At 64.7% G+C, this 16,197-nt stretch carries 13 protein-coding genes and 1 riboswitch; of the genes, 5 read left to right on the top strand and 8 right to left on the bottom strand.

The window, feature by feature from the left end; translation table 11 throughout:
• Positions 1-219, bottom strand: a 219-nt coding sequence (locus AC5Y21_RS19570; RefSeq protein ID WP_499914837.1) for a hypothetical protein, incomplete at its 3' end; no start/stop codon positions are given.
• A 267-nt stretch (positions 220-486) separates the two neighbouring features.
• A riboswitch (M-box (ykoK) riboswitch) is annotated at positions 487-660 on the bottom strand.
• A 149-nt stretch (positions 661-809) separates the two neighbouring features.
• On the opposite strand from AC5Y21_RS19570, the gene AC5Y21_RS19565 reads away from it, so the two are divergent.
• On the top strand, positions 810-1,469 hold the full coding sequence (locus AC5Y21_RS19565) for an O-methyltransferase (RefSeq protein WP_499914835.1): 660 nt from the start codon (positions 810-812) through the stop codon (positions 1,467-1,469).
• Positions 1,470-1,472: 3 nt separating this feature from the next.
• On the opposite strand, the gene AC5Y21_RS19560 is transcribed toward AC5Y21_RS19565, so the two are convergent.
• The 7 genes from AC5Y21_RS19560 to AC5Y21_RS19530 all read right to left on the bottom strand — a co-directional run bounded on the left by AC5Y21_RS19560 (position 1,473) and on the right by AC5Y21_RS19530 (position 11,257).
• Positions 1,473-3,482: an acyltransferase family protein gene (locus tag AC5Y21_RS19560; RefSeq protein WP_499914834.1), complete on the bottom strand. Its 2,010-nt coding sequence runs from the start codon at positions 3,480-3,482 to the stop codon at positions 1,473-1,475.
• 346 nt (positions 3,483-3,828) lie between these two features.
• Positions 3,829-5,010, bottom strand: coding sequence for a CaiB/BaiF CoA transferase family protein (locus AC5Y21_RS19555; protein ID WP_499914833.1), 1,182 nt, complete (start codon positions 5,008-5,010; stop codon positions 3,829-3,831).
• A complete protein-coding gene (locus tag AC5Y21_RS19550) occupies positions 5,003-5,938 on the bottom strand; it encodes an SDR family NAD(P)-dependent oxidoreductase (RefSeq protein WP_499914831.1) in 936 nt (311 codons plus the stop codon). Before AC5Y21_RS19550 ends, AC5Y21_RS19555 begins: the two co-directional genes overlap by 8 nt.
• Positions 5,938-7,794 carry a flavin-containing monooxygenase gene (locus tag AC5Y21_RS19545; RefSeq protein ID WP_499914830.1) on the bottom strand — a complete coding sequence of 619 codons (1,857 nt, stop codon included), beginning with the start codon at positions 7,792-7,794 and terminating at the stop codon, positions 5,938-5,940. The genes AC5Y21_RS19550 and AC5Y21_RS19545 overlap by 1 nt, the downstream gene beginning before the upstream one ends.
• On the bottom strand, positions 7,791-8,966 hold the full coding sequence (locus AC5Y21_RS19540) for an LLM class flavin-dependent oxidoreductase (protein ID WP_499914829.1): 1,176 nt from the start codon (positions 8,964-8,966) through the stop codon (positions 7,791-7,793). The genes AC5Y21_RS19545 and AC5Y21_RS19540 overlap by 4 nt, the downstream gene beginning before the upstream one ends.
• Positions 8,963-10,348 (bottom strand): aromatic ring-hydroxylating oxygenase subunit alpha, encoded by a 1,386-nt coding sequence (locus AC5Y21_RS19535; RefSeq protein ID WP_499914827.1) that lies wholly within the window; start codon positions 10,346-10,348, stop codon positions 8,963-8,965. The genes AC5Y21_RS19540 and AC5Y21_RS19535 overlap by 4 nt, the downstream gene beginning before the upstream one ends.
• A gap of 27 nt (positions 10,349-10,375) precedes the next feature.
• Positions 10,376-11,257, bottom strand: coding sequence for an SDR family NAD(P)-dependent oxidoreductase (locus AC5Y21_RS19530; protein ID WP_499914826.1), 882 nt, complete (start codon positions 11,255-11,257; stop codon positions 10,376-10,378).
• 160 nt (positions 11,258-11,417) lie between these two features.
• Here AC5Y21_RS19530 and AC5Y21_RS19525 point away from each other — a divergent pair, with 160 nt between their 5' ends.
• The 4 genes from AC5Y21_RS19525 to AC5Y21_RS19510 are packed head-to-tail and all read left to right on the top strand — an operon-like array spanning position 11,418 to position 16,192.
• Positions 11,418-13,022, top strand: a complete 1,605-nt coding sequence (locus tag AC5Y21_RS19525; RefSeq protein WP_499914853.1) for an SMP-30/gluconolactonase/LRE family protein — start codon at positions 11,418-11,420, stop codon at positions 13,020-13,022.
• 14 nt (positions 13,023-13,036) lie between these two features.
• On the top strand, positions 13,037-13,795 hold the full coding sequence (locus AC5Y21_RS19520; protein ID WP_499914825.1) for a GntR family transcriptional regulator: 759 nt from the start codon (positions 13,037-13,039) through the stop codon (positions 13,793-13,795).
• A 14-nt stretch (positions 13,796-13,809) separates the two neighbouring features.
• A complete protein-coding gene (locus AC5Y21_RS19515; protein ID WP_499914823.1) occupies positions 13,810-15,414 on the top strand; it encodes an AMP-binding protein in 1,605 nt (534 codons plus the stop codon).
• Between the two features lies 1 nt (position 15,415).
• Positions 15,416-16,192, top strand: a complete 777-nt coding sequence (locus AC5Y21_RS19510) for an SDR family NAD(P)-dependent oxidoreductase (RefSeq protein ID WP_499914822.1) — start codon at positions 15,416-15,418, stop codon at positions 16,190-16,192.
• The last annotated feature ends 5 nt before the right edge of the window (positions 16,193-16,197 follow it).

Here is a 16,197-nt window from a genome sequence, read left to right as displayed (position 1 = left end):
GTAGATGCCCGGGGCGTCGGACGGATGCCCGCCCAGCGAAGCGGTGATCACCGCGATCGGCATCCGCGACACGTACAGGTCGGCCCGCTGCTGCGGAGTCGGTGTGCGCCATCCGCACAACCTGCTCGTCAGCAGCCGACCCGCCCGCAGCAGCGGCCGCCGGGACGTCCGGGAAACCTTCTCAACACCGGTAACACGGTGTGCAACAACAAAAGCCATGATCTTCTCCTGCCTGGTCGCCGACCGGCTCATGGCATTTCAGAACACACACTGCGCGTCTCAGGCGGGCAGTTTGGCGTTCGGGAAAGCTCAGGCAATAGCGAGAATGCCGGAACCGGGTCGGAACAAGATGGATTTCGGATGCGGACAATCGCTAGGACTCATCTCGCCCTCACCTCCTCACGGCCAAGACACACGCGGGTGTCACCACATTCACCGGCACGGAAGAGGCAACCGCCCGGCAGGTACGTTGTCGAACCCGCCGACCGTACACCCCTCTCGTCGGAGCTTCGGCACTGCACGGCGTATCTGGACCGTCGCCCAGAAGCCACTTGGGCTCAACCCTTAAGCCGGGAAGAGCTGTCCTGACCCGGGGCGTCTCTCGACGTTCGGGGTCAGTGGCCTGTATCCATGCAGACGCCTCACCTACCGAGGTGCATGCAGGTTCCATGCTCGCACCGTGACCCATTGCTCGTCAAACGCAGCAGGCAATCGGCTCGCCCGGCGTGTCGCGGCCGGCGTGTCGCTTGCCGCCACCCGGAGTTTGCCGGTGCCGGCCCGCTTAAGTGCAGGGCCTACGCTGTCAGATCGTGGCTATTACATTGCAGGACCCCAAAGTCGCGACCGCACTCGACCGGATGTATACCGAGGCGAAGAACCAGATGTCGCTGTTGCACGAGAAGCGCGACGAGCTGGGCCGTCCGATGACCGCCCAGGAACGCACCGAAGCGCTGAGCGAGTTCTACATTCCGGTGACCCCCGAAGCCGGCCGGTTGCTCTACGCGCTGGTACGCGGCACCCGCCCGACGACCGTGGTCGAATTCGGGATGTCCTTCGGCATCTCCGCCATCCACCTGGCCGCGGCGGTGCGCGACAACGGCAACGGCCGGGTGGTGACCACCGAACTCAGCGAGACCAAGATAGCTGCGGCCAAAAAGACATTCGCCGAGACCGGTCTGGACGACGTGATCACCATCCTCGACGGAGACGCACTGTCCACGCTCGCCGAGCTGGATGGGCAGGTTGATTTTGTCCTGCTGGACGGGTGGAAGGATTTGTATCTGCCGGTCCTCGAGCTGCTCGAACCGCGCCTGTCCGCAGGAGCGTTGATTGTCGCCGACAACACCAATGCCGAAGACACCCAGCCTTACCTTGATCGGGTGCGCAACCCCGACAACGGTTACGTCAGCTTCAACTTTCTGGTTCGCGACAGCGACAGCATGGAAGTCAGTTGCCGGGCAAGCGATTAGCCGCTACCTCAGCGACTCCTCGAGCCACGGCGTCAGCCATTTCACGCCCTCCTGGGTGAGGTGGACGCCGTCGCTGCGTACCTTGATGCCGTCGACCTTGGCGGTGTAAACGCCGTCCGGGCATAGCTTTTTGTTCAGGTCGATGATCTGGACATTCGGGTGATGGCTAACCGTATTGCGCAGCATGGTGTTCCACTGGTTGACGCGATCCGGTTGGTCTTCCGGATACAACCGGCCGTCCGGCTTTTCGCCACCGCGGCTGTAGGGAACCGTGGCAACCACCACTCGAACACCGGTGGAGCTAGCGATGTTCAGTGCCCGCTCCAGTTCGGCGTTGAGGTAGCCGTCGAAGGTCGGATCGCCGATGTGCGTCCATTTTCCTTCGTTGACCCGGTCTACGGTCTCCCAGCGGCCGATAATCAGCAGCGCGACGTCGGGCTGGTCCTGGTTGATCTGCGTCGACCACCTACCCGGCCAGGTGTCGCATTCCGGTCTCTGCTCCAGGGTTTGGCCGATGTACCGATACGGAGTGCCGCGCACCAGGCTGCACCCGATGACGGTGTGGTCGAGAAACGCGAATCCCGGTGTCGGCGGCAGATAGTGCATCCACGTCCACCCGATCGAATCGCCGAATACCGAAACGGTGAACGGACGCTTGGGATCCCGGGGCCGGGGCTGAGCGGGTTTCGGCGGAGACGGCGAGATGGCCGCGACGGCCGAGACACCCGGCGGCAGACCGACCTCACGTAGCCCGGTGCCCGTTCCGACTGGAACCACCATGATGGTCGCCGCGGCAGCGGAAGCCACGGTCGCCGCGGCCAGCGGCAGCAACGGCACCCGAGTCGGTCGCCAACGCCGGATGGGCTGTTCGAACACCCACCAGGACGCGGCGGCGACCGCCACTGTCGCGACGCACCGAGCGGCCAACAATGCAGATCCGGACCATCCGGTGCGTTCGCCGTTGAGCGCCAAGAAGATCGGCCAGTGCCACAGGTAGACGCCGTAGGAAATCCTGCCCAGCCCCACCAGCGGGCCCCAGGCCAAGGCGCGGGCAACGATGCCGCGTTGCTCCATCGCCACCGGGGCGATCACGAAGACGGCCGCCACGGCCACCCCGATCAGCAGGCCGTGACGGAACTCCCGTGCGCTGCCCGTTGCGTAGTGAGTCGCCGCCGCCAGACCTGCCAGGCCGAGGACCGGCAGCACCCGGGCGATCCGCCGTCCCCAGCGGGTCCGGATCAGGCACCACCCCCGGTTCAGCGACGGCCAGTCCCGTACCAGGAGAGCCGCTGCGGCGGAACCCGTGAGCAGTGCCTGCGCACGGGTATCGGTTCCGAAATAGATTCGGTCGCGAGTGGCGTCGGAGGTAAGGACGATGGCGGCCGCGGCCGACGCCAGTGCCCCCAGCGTGGCAATCAGGAAGATGGCGAACCGAACCCCGCCCACGGTGGCCCGCTGGAAATAGCGCCTGGCCCGCGCCGCCAGCAGCAGGGTCACCCCAATGATCAGGACGGGCCAGACGAAGTAGTACTGCTCCTCCACCCCGAGCGACCACGTGTGCTGCAGCGGAGAGGGCGGGGCGCCTTGGGTGAAGTAGTCCGTCTTCTGGGACACGAACCGCCAGTTCGCCATCCACAAGAACGCGGCGATCGCGTCGCCTCGCAGTCCGGCAAGCGACTGCTGCGGAAGAAGTTCGCGGGCCGCGCCCACGGTGAGGACCATCAGCACCAGTGCCGGCAGCAGCCGTCGGGCCCGGCGAATCCAGAACCCCGTCAACGCGATACGGCCGCTGCGGCCGAGTTCGTCGAGCAGCAGCGACGTGATCAAAAAGCCGCTGAGGACGAAGAAGACGTCGACGCCGATGAACCCGCCGCCGACACCAGGGATGCCGCCGTGCCCGACGAGCACCAATGCAACCGCTATCGCACGAAGGCCATCCAGTGCGGGAATGCCGTCGCGACGCTCGGCCCGATCCCAGATAGCCAGCCGACCGACTCGGCGGACCGGGGCCACCCACCGGCGGCGCCGAGCAGAAGGCGCCGGCGCGGGTTGAGTCCCGCCCGGCTCAGCGCTCGCGGTTAGCGCGCCCTGACCACTATGTTGTCCGGCGCCGTAGTTGCTGCCGATACGTCGCTGCCCCTCCTCTTGATCTCAGCCAGCCTAGGGGCGGTGAACGCGGTTTCCGCGGAGACACGCGCAGGCAAGCGAGCGAGCACCCGCGTCCGGAGTGGAGTTGAGGGCGTCCAGTGTGTACTGACTGCGTTCAGTGTGTACTGAGGGCGTTCGGTGTGCGTGTAGGGCGAGCCCGAGGCGCGGATTTCCGCCCAGACTTCACACACAAAGCGATGGATTCACGCGCTCAGCGCGGCTCAGCGGCTACGTCGGCGACGGCCAGGCCGAGCTCTTCGAGCACGTCCGCGGTATCGGCGCCCAGCTCCGGAGCGGGCCCGGCGACCCGGCCCGGTGTTCGGGAAAACCAGGTCGGCACGCCGGGGAAGCGCACCGGACCGTGGGGGGTGTCGACCGTCTGGAAAAAGCCGACGGCGTTGAGGTGCTGATCGTCGAACAACGTTGCGGGACTGGACAACGACGCGGCAGGTATCTCCAACTCGCGGAACAGCTCGAGCCATTCCTGGGTGGTTCGCTGCACCAGCGTTTCGGCCAGCAACGCGTACACCGTGTCGATTTGCCGCGCCCGCCGCTCGAGTGTTGCGTACAGATCGCTGGCCCACGGCGGCCGGACCGCGTCGATGAACGCGGTCCAGTGCTTGTCGTTGTAGATCAGGGCGGCGATGTAGCCGTCACTGGTCCGGTACGGCCGCCGGTTCGGTGCCACCGTGCGGGGATAGACTGCCGGGCCCAGTGGTGGATCGAACATGGCGCCATTGGCATGCTCGACGAGCATGAACGACGCCATCGTTTCGAACATGCCGATTTCCACCTCTTGGCCCTCACCGGTGCGCTCGCGATGGAACAGCGCCATCATCGTGGCGTAGAGCGCGGTGAGGCCGGCGACCTTGTCGGCCAATATCGTTCCGACGTAATTGGGCTCGCCGGTCAGTTGCTCTTGGACGAACGGCAACCCGCATGCGGCCTGAATCGTGTCGTCATACGCCGGCAGGTCCCCGTCGGGCCCTCGTCGGCCGTATCCGTAGCAATTCGTGTAGACGATCGCCGGATTGATGGCAGCGACCTCGTCGTAGCTGAATCCCAATCGGGCGATCGCCTTGGACCGCATCGAGTGGATGAAGATGTCGGCCTGCTCGATGAGCGCCCGCATCACGGTTTTGCCGTAATCGGACCGCAGGTCGACGGTGATGCCGCGCTTGCCGCGGTTGACGTTGACGAACACTCCGCTCATGCCGCGTGCCGGTCCCACCGAGACGTATCGGGTGTCGTCGCCTTGCGGGGGTTCGACTTTGATGACGTCGGCGCCCATATCGGCCATGATCTGGGTGCAGTAGGGCCCCATCACCATCGCGGTGAGGTCGACGACACGCACACCCGAAAGCGGGCCTGAGACAGGCCCTGAGCTAACCATGATGGGCTTCTTGCCGGCCGGCCGCTGCCGCGATCTCGAAGCTGTACCGGATGTGGTCGGCGTGACCGTCGGGCACGACCGGAAAGACCACTGGCTCAGCGAGATAACGGATGGCGTCGATCTGTGCGGCCACGTCTTCGATAGACCACGACGGACGATGCACGCCCGGTGTCTCGACCACCATGGCTCTGGCCACCCGGCCGGCGATGGCCACCAACATCTCACCGTTGACCGGGCACGTTTCGTGAGCCAGCAATCCCACCGCCGGCGCGACCAGCTCGGTGCCCATCGGCGGATATGCCGAGATATCAAGGCCATCAGCCATTCTCGTGACAGCTGACGGAACGATGACGTTGCAGAGCACATTGTCGCCGGCGCCCTCGAGTGCGGCGACGTTGGACAGCCCAATCAAGCCCGCCTTAGCGGCGGCATAGTTGGCGACACCGTGGTTGCCGTACAGACCGCCGATCGACGACGTCAAGACGATGCGGCCGTACTGCGCGTCGCACATCAGCGGGAACGCGGGCCGCACCACATGGAAGGCGCCCCGCAGATGCACATCGATGACGGCGTCGAAGTCCTGGTAGCTCATGTCTTTCAAAGAGCCCCGACGGACGGTGCCGGCATTGTGGATGAGGATGTCGATGCGCCCGTAGTGGTCGAGTGCGGTCTGGATGATCGCCTGTCCGCCCGCGGCCGTGGCCACCGAGTCGACAGATGCCGCCGCCTGGCCACCGGCGGCCCGGATCTCGGCCACCACGTCGTGCGCGGGAGTGCCGTCGGTGCCGTCCCCGGTCAGGGTGCCACCGGTATCGTTGACCACGACTTTGGCTCCCCTGGAAGCCAATAGCAGCGCGTAAGCGCGGCCCAGTCCCCGGCCGGCGCCGGTCACCACGGCGACGCGATCGTCGAATCTGAGCTCAGCCATCACGATTCCAGCACTAGACCGTCCAGGTCGCCCTTGCCGCGCCATGCGGCCAGCAGGTCGCCGAAGACATAGAACCCAGGCCCGTAGGGCTCGCCGAGGTGTGAGCGGATGCCCTCGCCGTCAGTCGCTCCGGTGCCGCCGCCCTCGTTGTTGTAATAGCCTGGCGTGCATTCCAAGTCGAACTGGCTGTTGTCGATCGCGGTCTCCCGGATGGTCCTGCACCACTCGTCCTGCGCCTCTTGGCTGGGCTCCACCGTCTGCGCGCCGCGTGCCAGAGCTTCGGAGATGATGTAGGCGATGTGCTCGCCCTGTAGCTCATAGTTGGCGGCGATGTTCGCCGAGATACCCACCTGCGTGAAGCCGGTGAAGAACTGGTTGGGAAATCCGCGGCTGGTAAACCCGTGAAATGTCTGGTAGCCGTTGCGCCAATAGTCGAAGAGCGACAGCCCGTCGCGCCCTTCGACAGCGTCGATGGAATAGCGGCGGCTGATTTCCGTCGTGATTTCGAATCCGCTGGCGTAGATGATGCAGTCGAGTTCGTACTCGACGCCATTGGCGACCAACCCCTTTTCGGTAGCTCGCTCAACGCCTTTCGCTGAAGACACGTCGACCAGCGTCACGTTGGGACGGTTGAACGTCTGCAGATAGTCGTCGTTGGTACAGGGTCTCTTGCAGAGGAAGCGGTAGTAGGGCTTGAGCGCTTCGGCGGTGCTCGGGTCATCGACGATGGCCTCGACGCGGCGCCGGAGGCGCTCCATGACCCGGTAGTCTTCCTCCTCACGGATGGCCATGAATTGCTCTGGGCTCATCGCGGCCGGATCCGGAAGCGCAAGAACCCGCGCGGCGGTGTTGCGTCCCAGTTCCGTCCAGAAGTCGCAGACGTAGTCGGGCTGGCCGAGCGCCATCCCTTCGAAAGTCCAGGCGTGGAAGTTGCGCTGCCGCTCCTTCTGCCAGCCCGGTTTCAACGAGTTCGCCCACTCCGGGTCGGTCGGCGTGTTGTTGCGCGGGCCCACCGACGAAGGTGTGCGCTGAAAAACGTAGAGGTGCTTGGCATGCCGCCCGAGGAACGGAACGATCTGGACCGCGGTCGCGCCGGTTCCCACCACCGCGACCCGCTTGTCGGCCAGCCCGTCCAGGCCGCCGTTGCTGTTCCCACCGGTGTATTCATAGTCCCAGCGTGACGAGTGGAAGCTGTGTCCTTTGAAGTCCTTGATCCCGGGAATGCCGGGCAGCTTCGGCCGGTGGAACGGGCCCGACGCCATGACCACGAAGCGGGCCCGGATGTCGTCGTCGCGGTTGGTGCTGACTCGCCAGCGCTTGATCGACTCGTCCCACTGCAGCGCGCGCACCTGGGTGGAGAAGATGGCGGAATCGTAGAGGCCGAAATGCTTTCCGATGCGCCGGCAATGCTCGTAGATCTCGGTGCCGTCGGCGAACTTCTTGCTCGGGATGTAGTTCAGCTCTTCGAGTAGCGGTATGTAGCAGTAGGATTCGTTGTCGCACTGCAGGCCCGGGTACCGGTTCCAGTACCAGACGCCGCCGAAATCGCCGCCCAGCTCGATGATGCGGACATCGTCGACACCGGCCTTCTTCAGGTACGCGCCGCACAGCAGACCCCCGAAACCACCGCCGAGGACCGCGACGTCGATGTCCGCCGATATCGGGTCGCGGACCAGTGGTGGTGTATGCGGGTCGGTTTCGTAGTATCCCGCGAAGTCGTCGGTGAGCTCGATGTACTGCTTGGACCCCTCTGGGCGCAGCCGCTTTTCGCGCTCCCGACGGTACTTTTCGCGCAGCCCGTCCAGATCGATGTCGTCCGGCGTATGGGTCGGCGGGCACTCAGAAATATTGGTCATGCCAGCGCGTTTTCCGGAAGCGCCGCAGGGTGCAGCGGCGCCTCCATCTTGTGCACGGCGGGCAGCACCTCTTTCGCGAACAACTCGGTACTGGCCATCGCCTCCGAATACGGCATGGTGCCGAACTGCGGGACGATCGTCAGCTCGCAGAACGAACAGGCCTGCTGGGCCGCGGCGATCCGGTTGAAGATCTCTTCTGGTGTGCCGATCAGCAGATTCGACGCGTGGTAGCCGGGCGTCTTGGGCGGTCCGCCTTTAGCGTCGCCGGTTACCGACGAGGCCAGGACCGCGGTCGCGCTGGCTTCGCGCGCCGCATAGGCTTCATATCCTTTGACGCCCTTGAAGTTCGAGGCATCGGCGAAGCCGTAGTGCACGGTGACGTCGCGGTTAGCGGTCCAGATCCATTCCTCGGATTTGGCAGGGTCATCGGTGGTGCAGTACATGAACATCACGTTCTTCGGCTGGCAGGGCGGCAGGCCTTCTTCCTTTCGGAAGATGTTCACCTTGTGCACTTCTCGCCCGGCATCCTCGATCGGCTTGTTCCCCACGAAGAGCGGAACCATCCCGCGCCGCGCCAGAATCTCCAGCGACTCGGCGGTCGACGACGAGCTGTAGATGCGTGAAAAGAGGTCGCTGCTCAAAGGCTCGGGACGAAGCGACATTTCGGGAACGGTGAATATCTCTCCTTCGTAGGAGAACCGTTCTCCGGACAGCGCCAGCTGCAGGATGTCGAGGGTTTCGTTGAACCGTTGCCTGCTTTCCTCGCGGGGTACGCCGACGGCGTCGAATTCTCCCTTGGAGACTCCGCGGCCGATTCCGATTGTCGTGTATCGGCCGTTGGAGAGGATGTCGAGATAGGCAATCTGGTGTGCCAGCCGGACCGGATGCCACCATGGCGCGACGACGACGAAGGTGCCAAGGCCCACACGCTCGGTACGTCCGGCAAAATAGCTCAACGCCTGAATCGGGTTGGGCGTCATGCCATATGGGGTGCCGCAGTGCTCCGGCATCCAGATGCCGTCGAAACCGAGCGGTTCGGCCAGATCGGCAATCGCGAGCGTGGCCTGGACGCATTCCCAGTCCGCCGTCGCGGGTGGGTGGCTGAAATCCCCCGCCAGCACGCGTTCCCAGTCGTGCGAATTGTGCGATCCGAACCCAAGATTGACTTTCATCGATCCATCACTCTTCCTATTTCAGTGCTTAGCTCTCTAGGTGTACCGGTGTCCATGTATCGGGCGAGGTTGCGGTGCAGGTTGGCGGTGGCGCGCTCCATGTACGGGTTGGGCTTCGGGCCGCGGAAGCCCAGCGATTTCATGCCCTGCTGGACGGCGGCCATGTTGGAGAAGTCCTGCGGCAGCACGCTGCGCCAGTTCGGGTCGTCGGGCGGAGCGTATACCCATTCGGTCTGCGGCTCTTCGCCTTTCGGATACAGTTCGTAGCACGACGCTTCGAAGACGCACTTGTCCGGGTCGTAGCCGTAGGGCCGGGCGCTGTAGCACAGGGCGGTGGTCAGGCCTTGCCCGATCTGGAAATTCGGGAAGATCTGCCACGCGGTCCCGCTCTCCGCCAAGTGTTCGGGATCGATCGTCGGCCAGATCACGCCCCGCGCAGCGTCATCGCGCCGCGCCGCCGACAGCCAGTGATTGAGCACCTGATCGGAGGGGGCACCCTCGGGCAGCTCCTCGACAAGGCGCAGCGCCGCGTCCACCAGCGTCTTGGTAGTGGTGGCGTTCGTTTCCTCCAACGTGTAGAGCTGCATCTCGGCGGTCGAGACCCGCGGGTCCTCGCCGGTGCCGAGCCGGATCTTCGATTTGGTTTCCTCCAGATCTTTGGGCGCGTCGTAGCCGATGTTGCTGTGCTTGCCGCGCGCGGCCGCCCAGCCGCGAAAGTTGCCGAATTTGTTGAACTGCGGATGCGTGGTGGCGACGTGGTATGTCTCGTTGAAGGCCTCCATTGCGACCTTCCAGTTGCACTCGAAATGCAGCCACTTCCGCCATTTGCAGCGCATGTCAGCCAGATTGAACGGGTCGAGCATGGTGGCGGCGGGTTCGAGGTAGTCGCGTAACGGCTCGGCCGCGGGATCCATGTTGATCCAGATCCAGCCGCCCCAGGTGTCGACGTTGACCACCGACAAATGGGTGTTCTCCGGTGTCAGCGCGCCCTGCCAGTCCGGTTCCTCGGGTATGTGGATGCAATTGCCGTCCTGGTCATACGTCCAGCCGTGAAAGCCGCAGACGAACGACTTCTTATGTCCGCAAGCACTTTTCGCTCCCGCAGGGATGTCCACCAGACGACGGCCACGATGCATGCAGACGTTGTGGTACGCCTTGAGCGTGTCGGGCCCGGTGCGCACCACCACGACGGAGTCGTCGAGAATGTCGTAGGTGAGGAAGCTACCCGCCTTCGGCAGATCTTCGACCCGCCCGACCTGCTGCCACACCTTGCGCCACAACTTGTCCCGCTCGGCGCGGGCGTACTCCGGCGAAATGTAGGCGTCGACACCGATCGTCACCGGTGCGGTCAGTTCGTCAGTGTCGTTTTCCGGCAAGTCCATTGCATCTCCTTTCTCGTCTCGCGCCGCTCAGGCCTTTTCCCAACTCTTTATCGCCGCTCGGAAAGACTCGTCTTTGAGGAACAGCGAGGTGTTGTCGCCGCCCAGGTGTGTCCATCGCAGGTTCACGCCACCGTCCACCAGCAGGGTCTGCCCGGTGATGTAGCTCGACAGGTCGGAGAGCAAAAACAGTATGGTGCCCGCGATTTCGTCGGGGCGGCCGCGTCGTCCCATTGCGATGGCACGGCGGTCACGTTCCAGGTCGTCGTCCACGTACGTGCGCGACGCCGGGGTCTCGGTAACCCCGGGTGCCACTGCGTTGACCCGTATCGCGCCACCGTCGTCGCCGGCGGCCAGTTCGAGCGCCATGGTCCGGGTCGCCGCCGCGATCGCGGCCTTCGCTGTGCCGTAGGCGATGTGGAATGGCGCGGTGTTCATCCCACTGATCGACGAGATCGAAACGATTGAACCCGGCTTATTGCGACTCTTCAGCTCGGCGGCCATGGCCTGGCTCATGAAGAACATCGTCTCCAGATTCCGGGTAAACAGCTCGCGCCAATCGCTGCGCGTCACCCGGGTCGACGGCATCCAGGTCGACGGGTCCGCGCCGCCCGCGACGTTGACCAAGCCGTACAGGTCGCCGTCGGCGCTCCGCGCTGCGGCCAGGGCGGCGCTGACGCCGACGTCGGTGGAAACGTCGGCCATGACTGGCACGACCGTGAGGCCATCGTTGAGCAGGGGGCCGAGATGCTGGTCGAGGTTGTCCTGATTGCGGCTCACCGCGACCACGGTCGCTCCGGCCTGGGCAACCACGCGTGTGACAGTGGTACCGATGCCACCGCCCGCGGCACCGGCGACCACGACAGTGCGGCCTTGGAGACTCAGGCGGTGGCTCAGCGGTTCTGGACTCATTCAGCTAATTGTCCGGACAAGATAACGGCATGCAGTCATTAGAGAGCATGATTCTCTCTGGGCAGCGCGCACGTCAAGGCCTAACCTCAAACTCCGCGCCAACTATTGTCTGGACTATTGGTTGATTGCTATCGTGCGACCGGTGACAGCCGGATCCTCCCTGCACAGTGTCGGCTCTCCAGCCCGCTACCAGACCGCCCGCCCGCCCGGCGTCGCGGACGGCTGGAGCCTGCAACGCCTCACGGCGCCCAGCCGGCTCTTCGGCGCCAACGGCCTGCGCACGGGTCCGGACGGGCGGGTTTACATCGCGCAGGTGACCGGCAGTCAGATCAGCGCGCTCGATGTCGCGACCGGCCGGCTCGAGACCATCAGCGCCAAGGGCGGCGACATCGTCGCACCCGACGACGTGGCCTTCGATCCGACCGGCAACCTCTACGCCACCGAGGTCATGGACGGCCGGGTGAGTGTGCGGGATGCTGCGGGCCGCACCCGAGTACTGCGCGACGACGTACCGGCCGCCAACGGCATCACCGTGCACCGAGGCCGGTTGTTCATCGGGGAGTGCCGGGAGGGGGGCCGCCTGCTCGAGCTGGACCTGGACGGCGGCGAGCCGCGGGTGTTGCTGGAGAGCGCGCCTTCCCCCAACGCCATGGAGGTCGGACCGGACGGCTTGTTGTACTTCCCGCTGATGGGGGCTAACGAGATCTGGCGCATCGACCCCGAAGGTGGTGCGCCACAGCGTGTTGCCGGCGACCTCGGTGTGCCGGACGCGGTGAAGTTCGATTCCAGCGGATGCATCGTTTCCACCCAGGTGCACAGCGGTCAGGTGCTGCGCATCGATCCGCGCAGCGGCGAACGCAGCGTCCTGGCGAACCTGAATCCCGGCCTGGACAACCTGACTTTCGTGGGTGATCGGCTGTTCGTCTCCAATTTCACCGGCGAAATCACCGAAATCCTCGGCGGCGGCGAAACCCGGACGGTGCTGCCGGGCGGTCTGAACTGGCCGCTGGACCTGACGGTCGGCGTCGACGGGAACCTCTATATCGCCGACGGAACCTACTTCTACGCGTCGTCACCCACCGGACCCTCCACATTGCGGACCGTCGGAATGCTGTTCAGCCCAGGGTATCCGGGATTCCTGCGTGGGGTCGCCAGCACGGGCGCCGGCGAGTTCGTGGTCACCACCTCCAACGGACAGGTGGCACGCTATCGGCCGGATAGCAACGAAAGCGAGGTGCTGGCAGACGGTTTCGATCAACTCTACGGAGTGGCGGTCGATTCAGGCGGGACGGTGCTGGCAGCCGAACTCGGCGCGGGACGCGTGCTGTCCATCCAGCCCGGCGGCGTCGAGGTACTGGCATCCGGCCTCAGCGAGCCTAAGGGCGTGGCGATCGCCCCCGACGGGGCTTGCCTGGTCTCTGAAGCGGGTGCCGGCCGGGTGGCCAAGTTAGACGGCACCGGTCCGATTTTGGACGGATTACAGTGTCCCCAAGGCATTGTCGTGCTCGAGAATCAGGTGTTTGTCGTCGATGCCGGCGCCAAAGAGCTCATCGCATTCGACCTGGGCACCCGGACCCGGCGCACCATCGCATCGGCGCTACCGGTGGGCGCCCCGCCCGGCGTCGTGCCCAAGCCGCTGCTCAGCATGCCGCCGTTCTCCGGCCCGCAGGGGCCATTCGCGGGGATTACCGCCGGGCCGGACGGCACCCTGTACGTCTCCGCAGACGCCGAGGGCAGCGTGCTGGCGTTGCGACGGGAATCGTGAAGGGCCGCAAGTAGATGCCTGATGCAGCGAACACCCGAGTCGTCGACCATCGCTATCTCCAGGTCGCGCGCACACTGCGTAAAGAGATAGTCGACGGGGTGTACCCGGTGGGCTCGCAATTGCCGACCGAACACGAGCTCTGCGAGCGGTTTGCGGTCAGCCGCTACACCATTCGGGAAGCGCTGCGGCGGCTGCGTGAAGACAATCTGGTGTCGTCGCGTCCGCGTACCGGAACCCTCGTCGTGCCACGGCCGTCGTCGGATTCTTATGTCCAGCACGTCATGTCGATCAACGATCTGGTGGCGTTTGCGACCGGTGCACGATTCGCGATCGAGTCCATCGCCATGGTCACGATCGACGACGAGTTGGCAGAGCGGACCGGCCTGAAAGGCGGCGAACAGTGGCTGACCGTGCGGGGCTTTCGGCGGGCCGACACCGCTGAGACTTCCGGGCGGGTGCTGTGCCGCACGGAGTACTACATCAACCGCGCGTTCGCGGCGGTCGGCCGACTGCTGCAGCGTCACGAGGGTGCAGTCTTCCCGCTGATCGAAGATCTTTTTGGCCTGAGTATCGTTGAGGTTCATCAGGAAATCGCCGCGGTACTCATCTCGCCGGCGCTGGCCGACGGGCTCGAAGTCGAGTCCGGAGCGGCAGCGCTGCAGGTACGACGTACCTATACGACATCTGACGGACAGGTCGCCCAGGTCACCATCAACACCCATCCGGCGTCCCGCTTCCGGCACTCGATGACAATGCGGCGGATCAAGGGCTAATCGGCGCCGTTGCCATGTCAACACCTCACAATCGAAAGCTGATCGGCGGACGACAGGTTCGTTGGAGCGACGAACGCGCGGCCAATGCCTATGCGCGGGGATGGTGGGTGCATTCCACGCTGGCTGATTCGTTGCGCGAGGCCGCGCAGCGCACTCCGCGGCGGGTGGCGCTGGTAGACGGCGATCTGCGGTTGGACTGTCAGGATCTCTACGAGCGGGCTACGTCGCTGGCGCATGCACTGCACACGCGGATTTCTCCGGGCAGCGTGGTGTCGTTCATGTTGCCCAACTGGCATGAGGCCGCGATCATCTATCTGGGCGTGACACTTGCCGGAATGGTGGCCAATCCGATCCTGCCGTCCATGCGGGACCGGGAGCTGCGTTTCATCCTCGAAGACGCCGATAGCCGCATGGTGTTTGTCCCATCGAGTTTCGGCAATCACGACTACACCGCGATGCTTCATCGGGTGACCGCGCAGATGGAGTCGCCGCCGGACGTCGTGGTGGTGCGCGGCGATCCCGATGCGGACGACGTCGGGCTGGAATCGTTGCTCGCACCGCAATCCGTCACTCGAGAGCTGCCCGCGTTGACTCCCGACGCCGTGCGCATGATTCTCTACACTTCCGGGACCACGGGACGCCCGAAAGGTGTGCTGCACACTCATAACTCGATCCACGCGCTGATCTGCCAGATCCGTGATCACTGGCTCGTCGAGCCGGGTGACGGGTTCTTGGTCGCGTCGCCGATCGCTCATATCGGTGGATCGATCTATGCGTTCGAATGCCCGTTGCTGCTGGACGCGACGGCGGTGTTGATGGATCGCTGGAATGCCGAGGAAGCGGTGCGGCTCATGCGGTCCGAACGGTGTACCCATATGGCGGGCGCGACGCCGTTCCTGGAACAGATGCTGGCGGCCGCTCAGCGTGCCGATACCCGGCTGCCGGATCTGAAGCTGTTCATCTGTGGCGGCGCCGCCGTGTCGCCGTCGTTGATACGCAGCGCGGCAGCGTATTTCGAGCCGACGATCGTCACCCGCGTGTACGGGTCGACGGAGGTGCCGGTCACCACGATCGGTGCACCTCAGCACGCCGACCACGCCGCCGACACCGATGGCCGGGTCGGGTTTGCCGACGTGAAGCTGGTTTCTGGGGAAATCCGTGCGTGCGGGCCGCAAATGCTGGTCGGCTACCAGCACCCCGAAGACGAGGCCGAATCGTTCGACGCCGAGGGATATTTCCGTACCGGCGATCTCGCGCGCTGGGTCGACGATGAGTACCTCGTGGTCACCGGACGCGCCAAAGACATCATCATCCGCAATGGCGAGAACATTTCACCCAAGGAAGTCGAGGACGTCCTGGCCGGTCACCCCGGCATCGCCGAGATCGCCATTGTCGGCCTGCCCGATGACCGAACCGGAGAGCGCGCCTGCGCCGTCGTCGTGCCGACGACCGCGCCTGGCCCAGACGTCGCCAGCGTGCGAGCATTTCTGGAGGCTTCGGGCGTTGCCCGGTTTAAAGTGCCTGAGCAGGTGGTTATCTGGGACGTCCTACCGAAAAACGACGCGGGAAAGATTCTCAAGCATCAGATCAAGGCGACGCTCATGGAGGCAGGCCAGTAACATGCAGGTAGCGATCGTTACCGGGGCAAGCGGCGGGATCGGAACCGGTTGTGCGACAAAGCTCGTCGAGGCGGGCATGGCGGTGCTGGCGACCGGTCGAAGTCAGCACAAGCTCGCCCAATTGGCGGACGGCGTCGGCAATCCGGACAGCGTGGCGACGCTCGCTGTGGACCTCACCGACAACGACGCGCCCAGGCGGATCACCGACCTCGCCGTCGACCGGTGGGGGCACGTCGACTTCCTGATCAACGCGGCCGGAGTAGGCAGTCCCCAGCCCATACATGAGACCGACGACGAATCACTGGATCATTTCCTGAATTTGATGCTGCGCGCACCCTTCCGGCTGATTCGCGAGGTGCTGCCGCACATGCGACCCGGCTCGGCCATCATCAACGTCACGTCGACCTTCGCTGTCGTGGGCGGTCTTCGCGGCGGGGCTTACTCGGCAGCCAAAGGCGGACTGACCGCACTCACCACCCATATCGCCTGCCAATACGGAGCATCCGGAATACGCTGCAACGCAGTCGCTCCCGGGGTGGTTCAGACACCGATGACCGAACATCGGTTGGCCGACGCAAGGTTTCGCCGGATCAATACCGAGATGACGCCGCATCAGCGGCTGGGCACGGTCGAGGACGTCGCGAGCACCGTGGCGTTCTTGTGCTCCCCCGGCGGGTCTTTCATCAACGGCCAGACCATCGTCGTCGACGGCGGCTGGAGCTCCACCAAGTATCTGTCCGAGTTGGCGCTGACGTCGGAGTGGAAGCCAGCCGAATAGATGCT

The sequence above is a fragment of the Mycobacterium sp. NGS41 genome, assembly GCF_059812725.1.
The sequence above is the reverse complement of the archived record's forward strand: the minus strand, read 5'-3'. Positions and strand labels throughout refer to the sequence as shown.

Excerpts from the sequence above, each read along its gene's own strand:
- AC5Y21_RS19555 (WP_499914833.1), bottom strand. The coding sequence starts at position 5,010 with ATGGTTAGCTCAGGGCCTGTCTCAGGCCCGCTTTCGGGTGTGCGTGTC.
- AC5Y21_RS19550 (WP_499914831.1), bottom strand. The coding sequence starts at position 5,938 with ATGGCTGAGCTCAGATTCGACGATCGCGTCGCCGTGGTGACCGGCGCC.
- AC5Y21_RS19545 (WP_499914830.1), bottom strand. The coding sequence starts at position 7,794 with ATGACCAATATTTCTGAGTGCCCGCCGACCCATACGCCGGACGACATC.
- AC5Y21_RS19540 (WP_499914829.1), bottom strand. The coding sequence starts at position 8,966 with ATGAAAGTCAATCTTGGGTTCGGATCGCACAATTCGCACGACTGGGAA.
- AC5Y21_RS19535 (WP_499914827.1), bottom strand. The coding sequence starts at position 10,348 with ATGGACTTGCCGGAAAACGACACTGACGAACTGACCGCACCGGTGACG.
- AC5Y21_RS19530 (WP_499914826.1), bottom strand. The coding sequence starts at position 11,257 with ATGAGTCCAGAACCGCTGAGCCACCGCCTGAGTCTCCAAGGCCGCACT.
- AC5Y21_RS19520 (WP_499914825.1), top strand. The coding sequence starts at position 13,037 with ATGCCTGATGCAGCGAACACCCGAGTCGTCGACCATCGCTATCTCCAG.
- AC5Y21_RS19515 (WP_499914823.1), top strand. The coding sequence starts at position 13,810 with ATGTCAACACCTCACAATCGAAAGCTGATCGGCGGACGACAGGTTCGT.
- AC5Y21_RS19510 (WP_499914822.1), top strand. The coding sequence starts at position 15,416 with ATGCAGGTAGCGATCGTTACCGGGGCAAGCGGCGGGATCGGAACCGGT.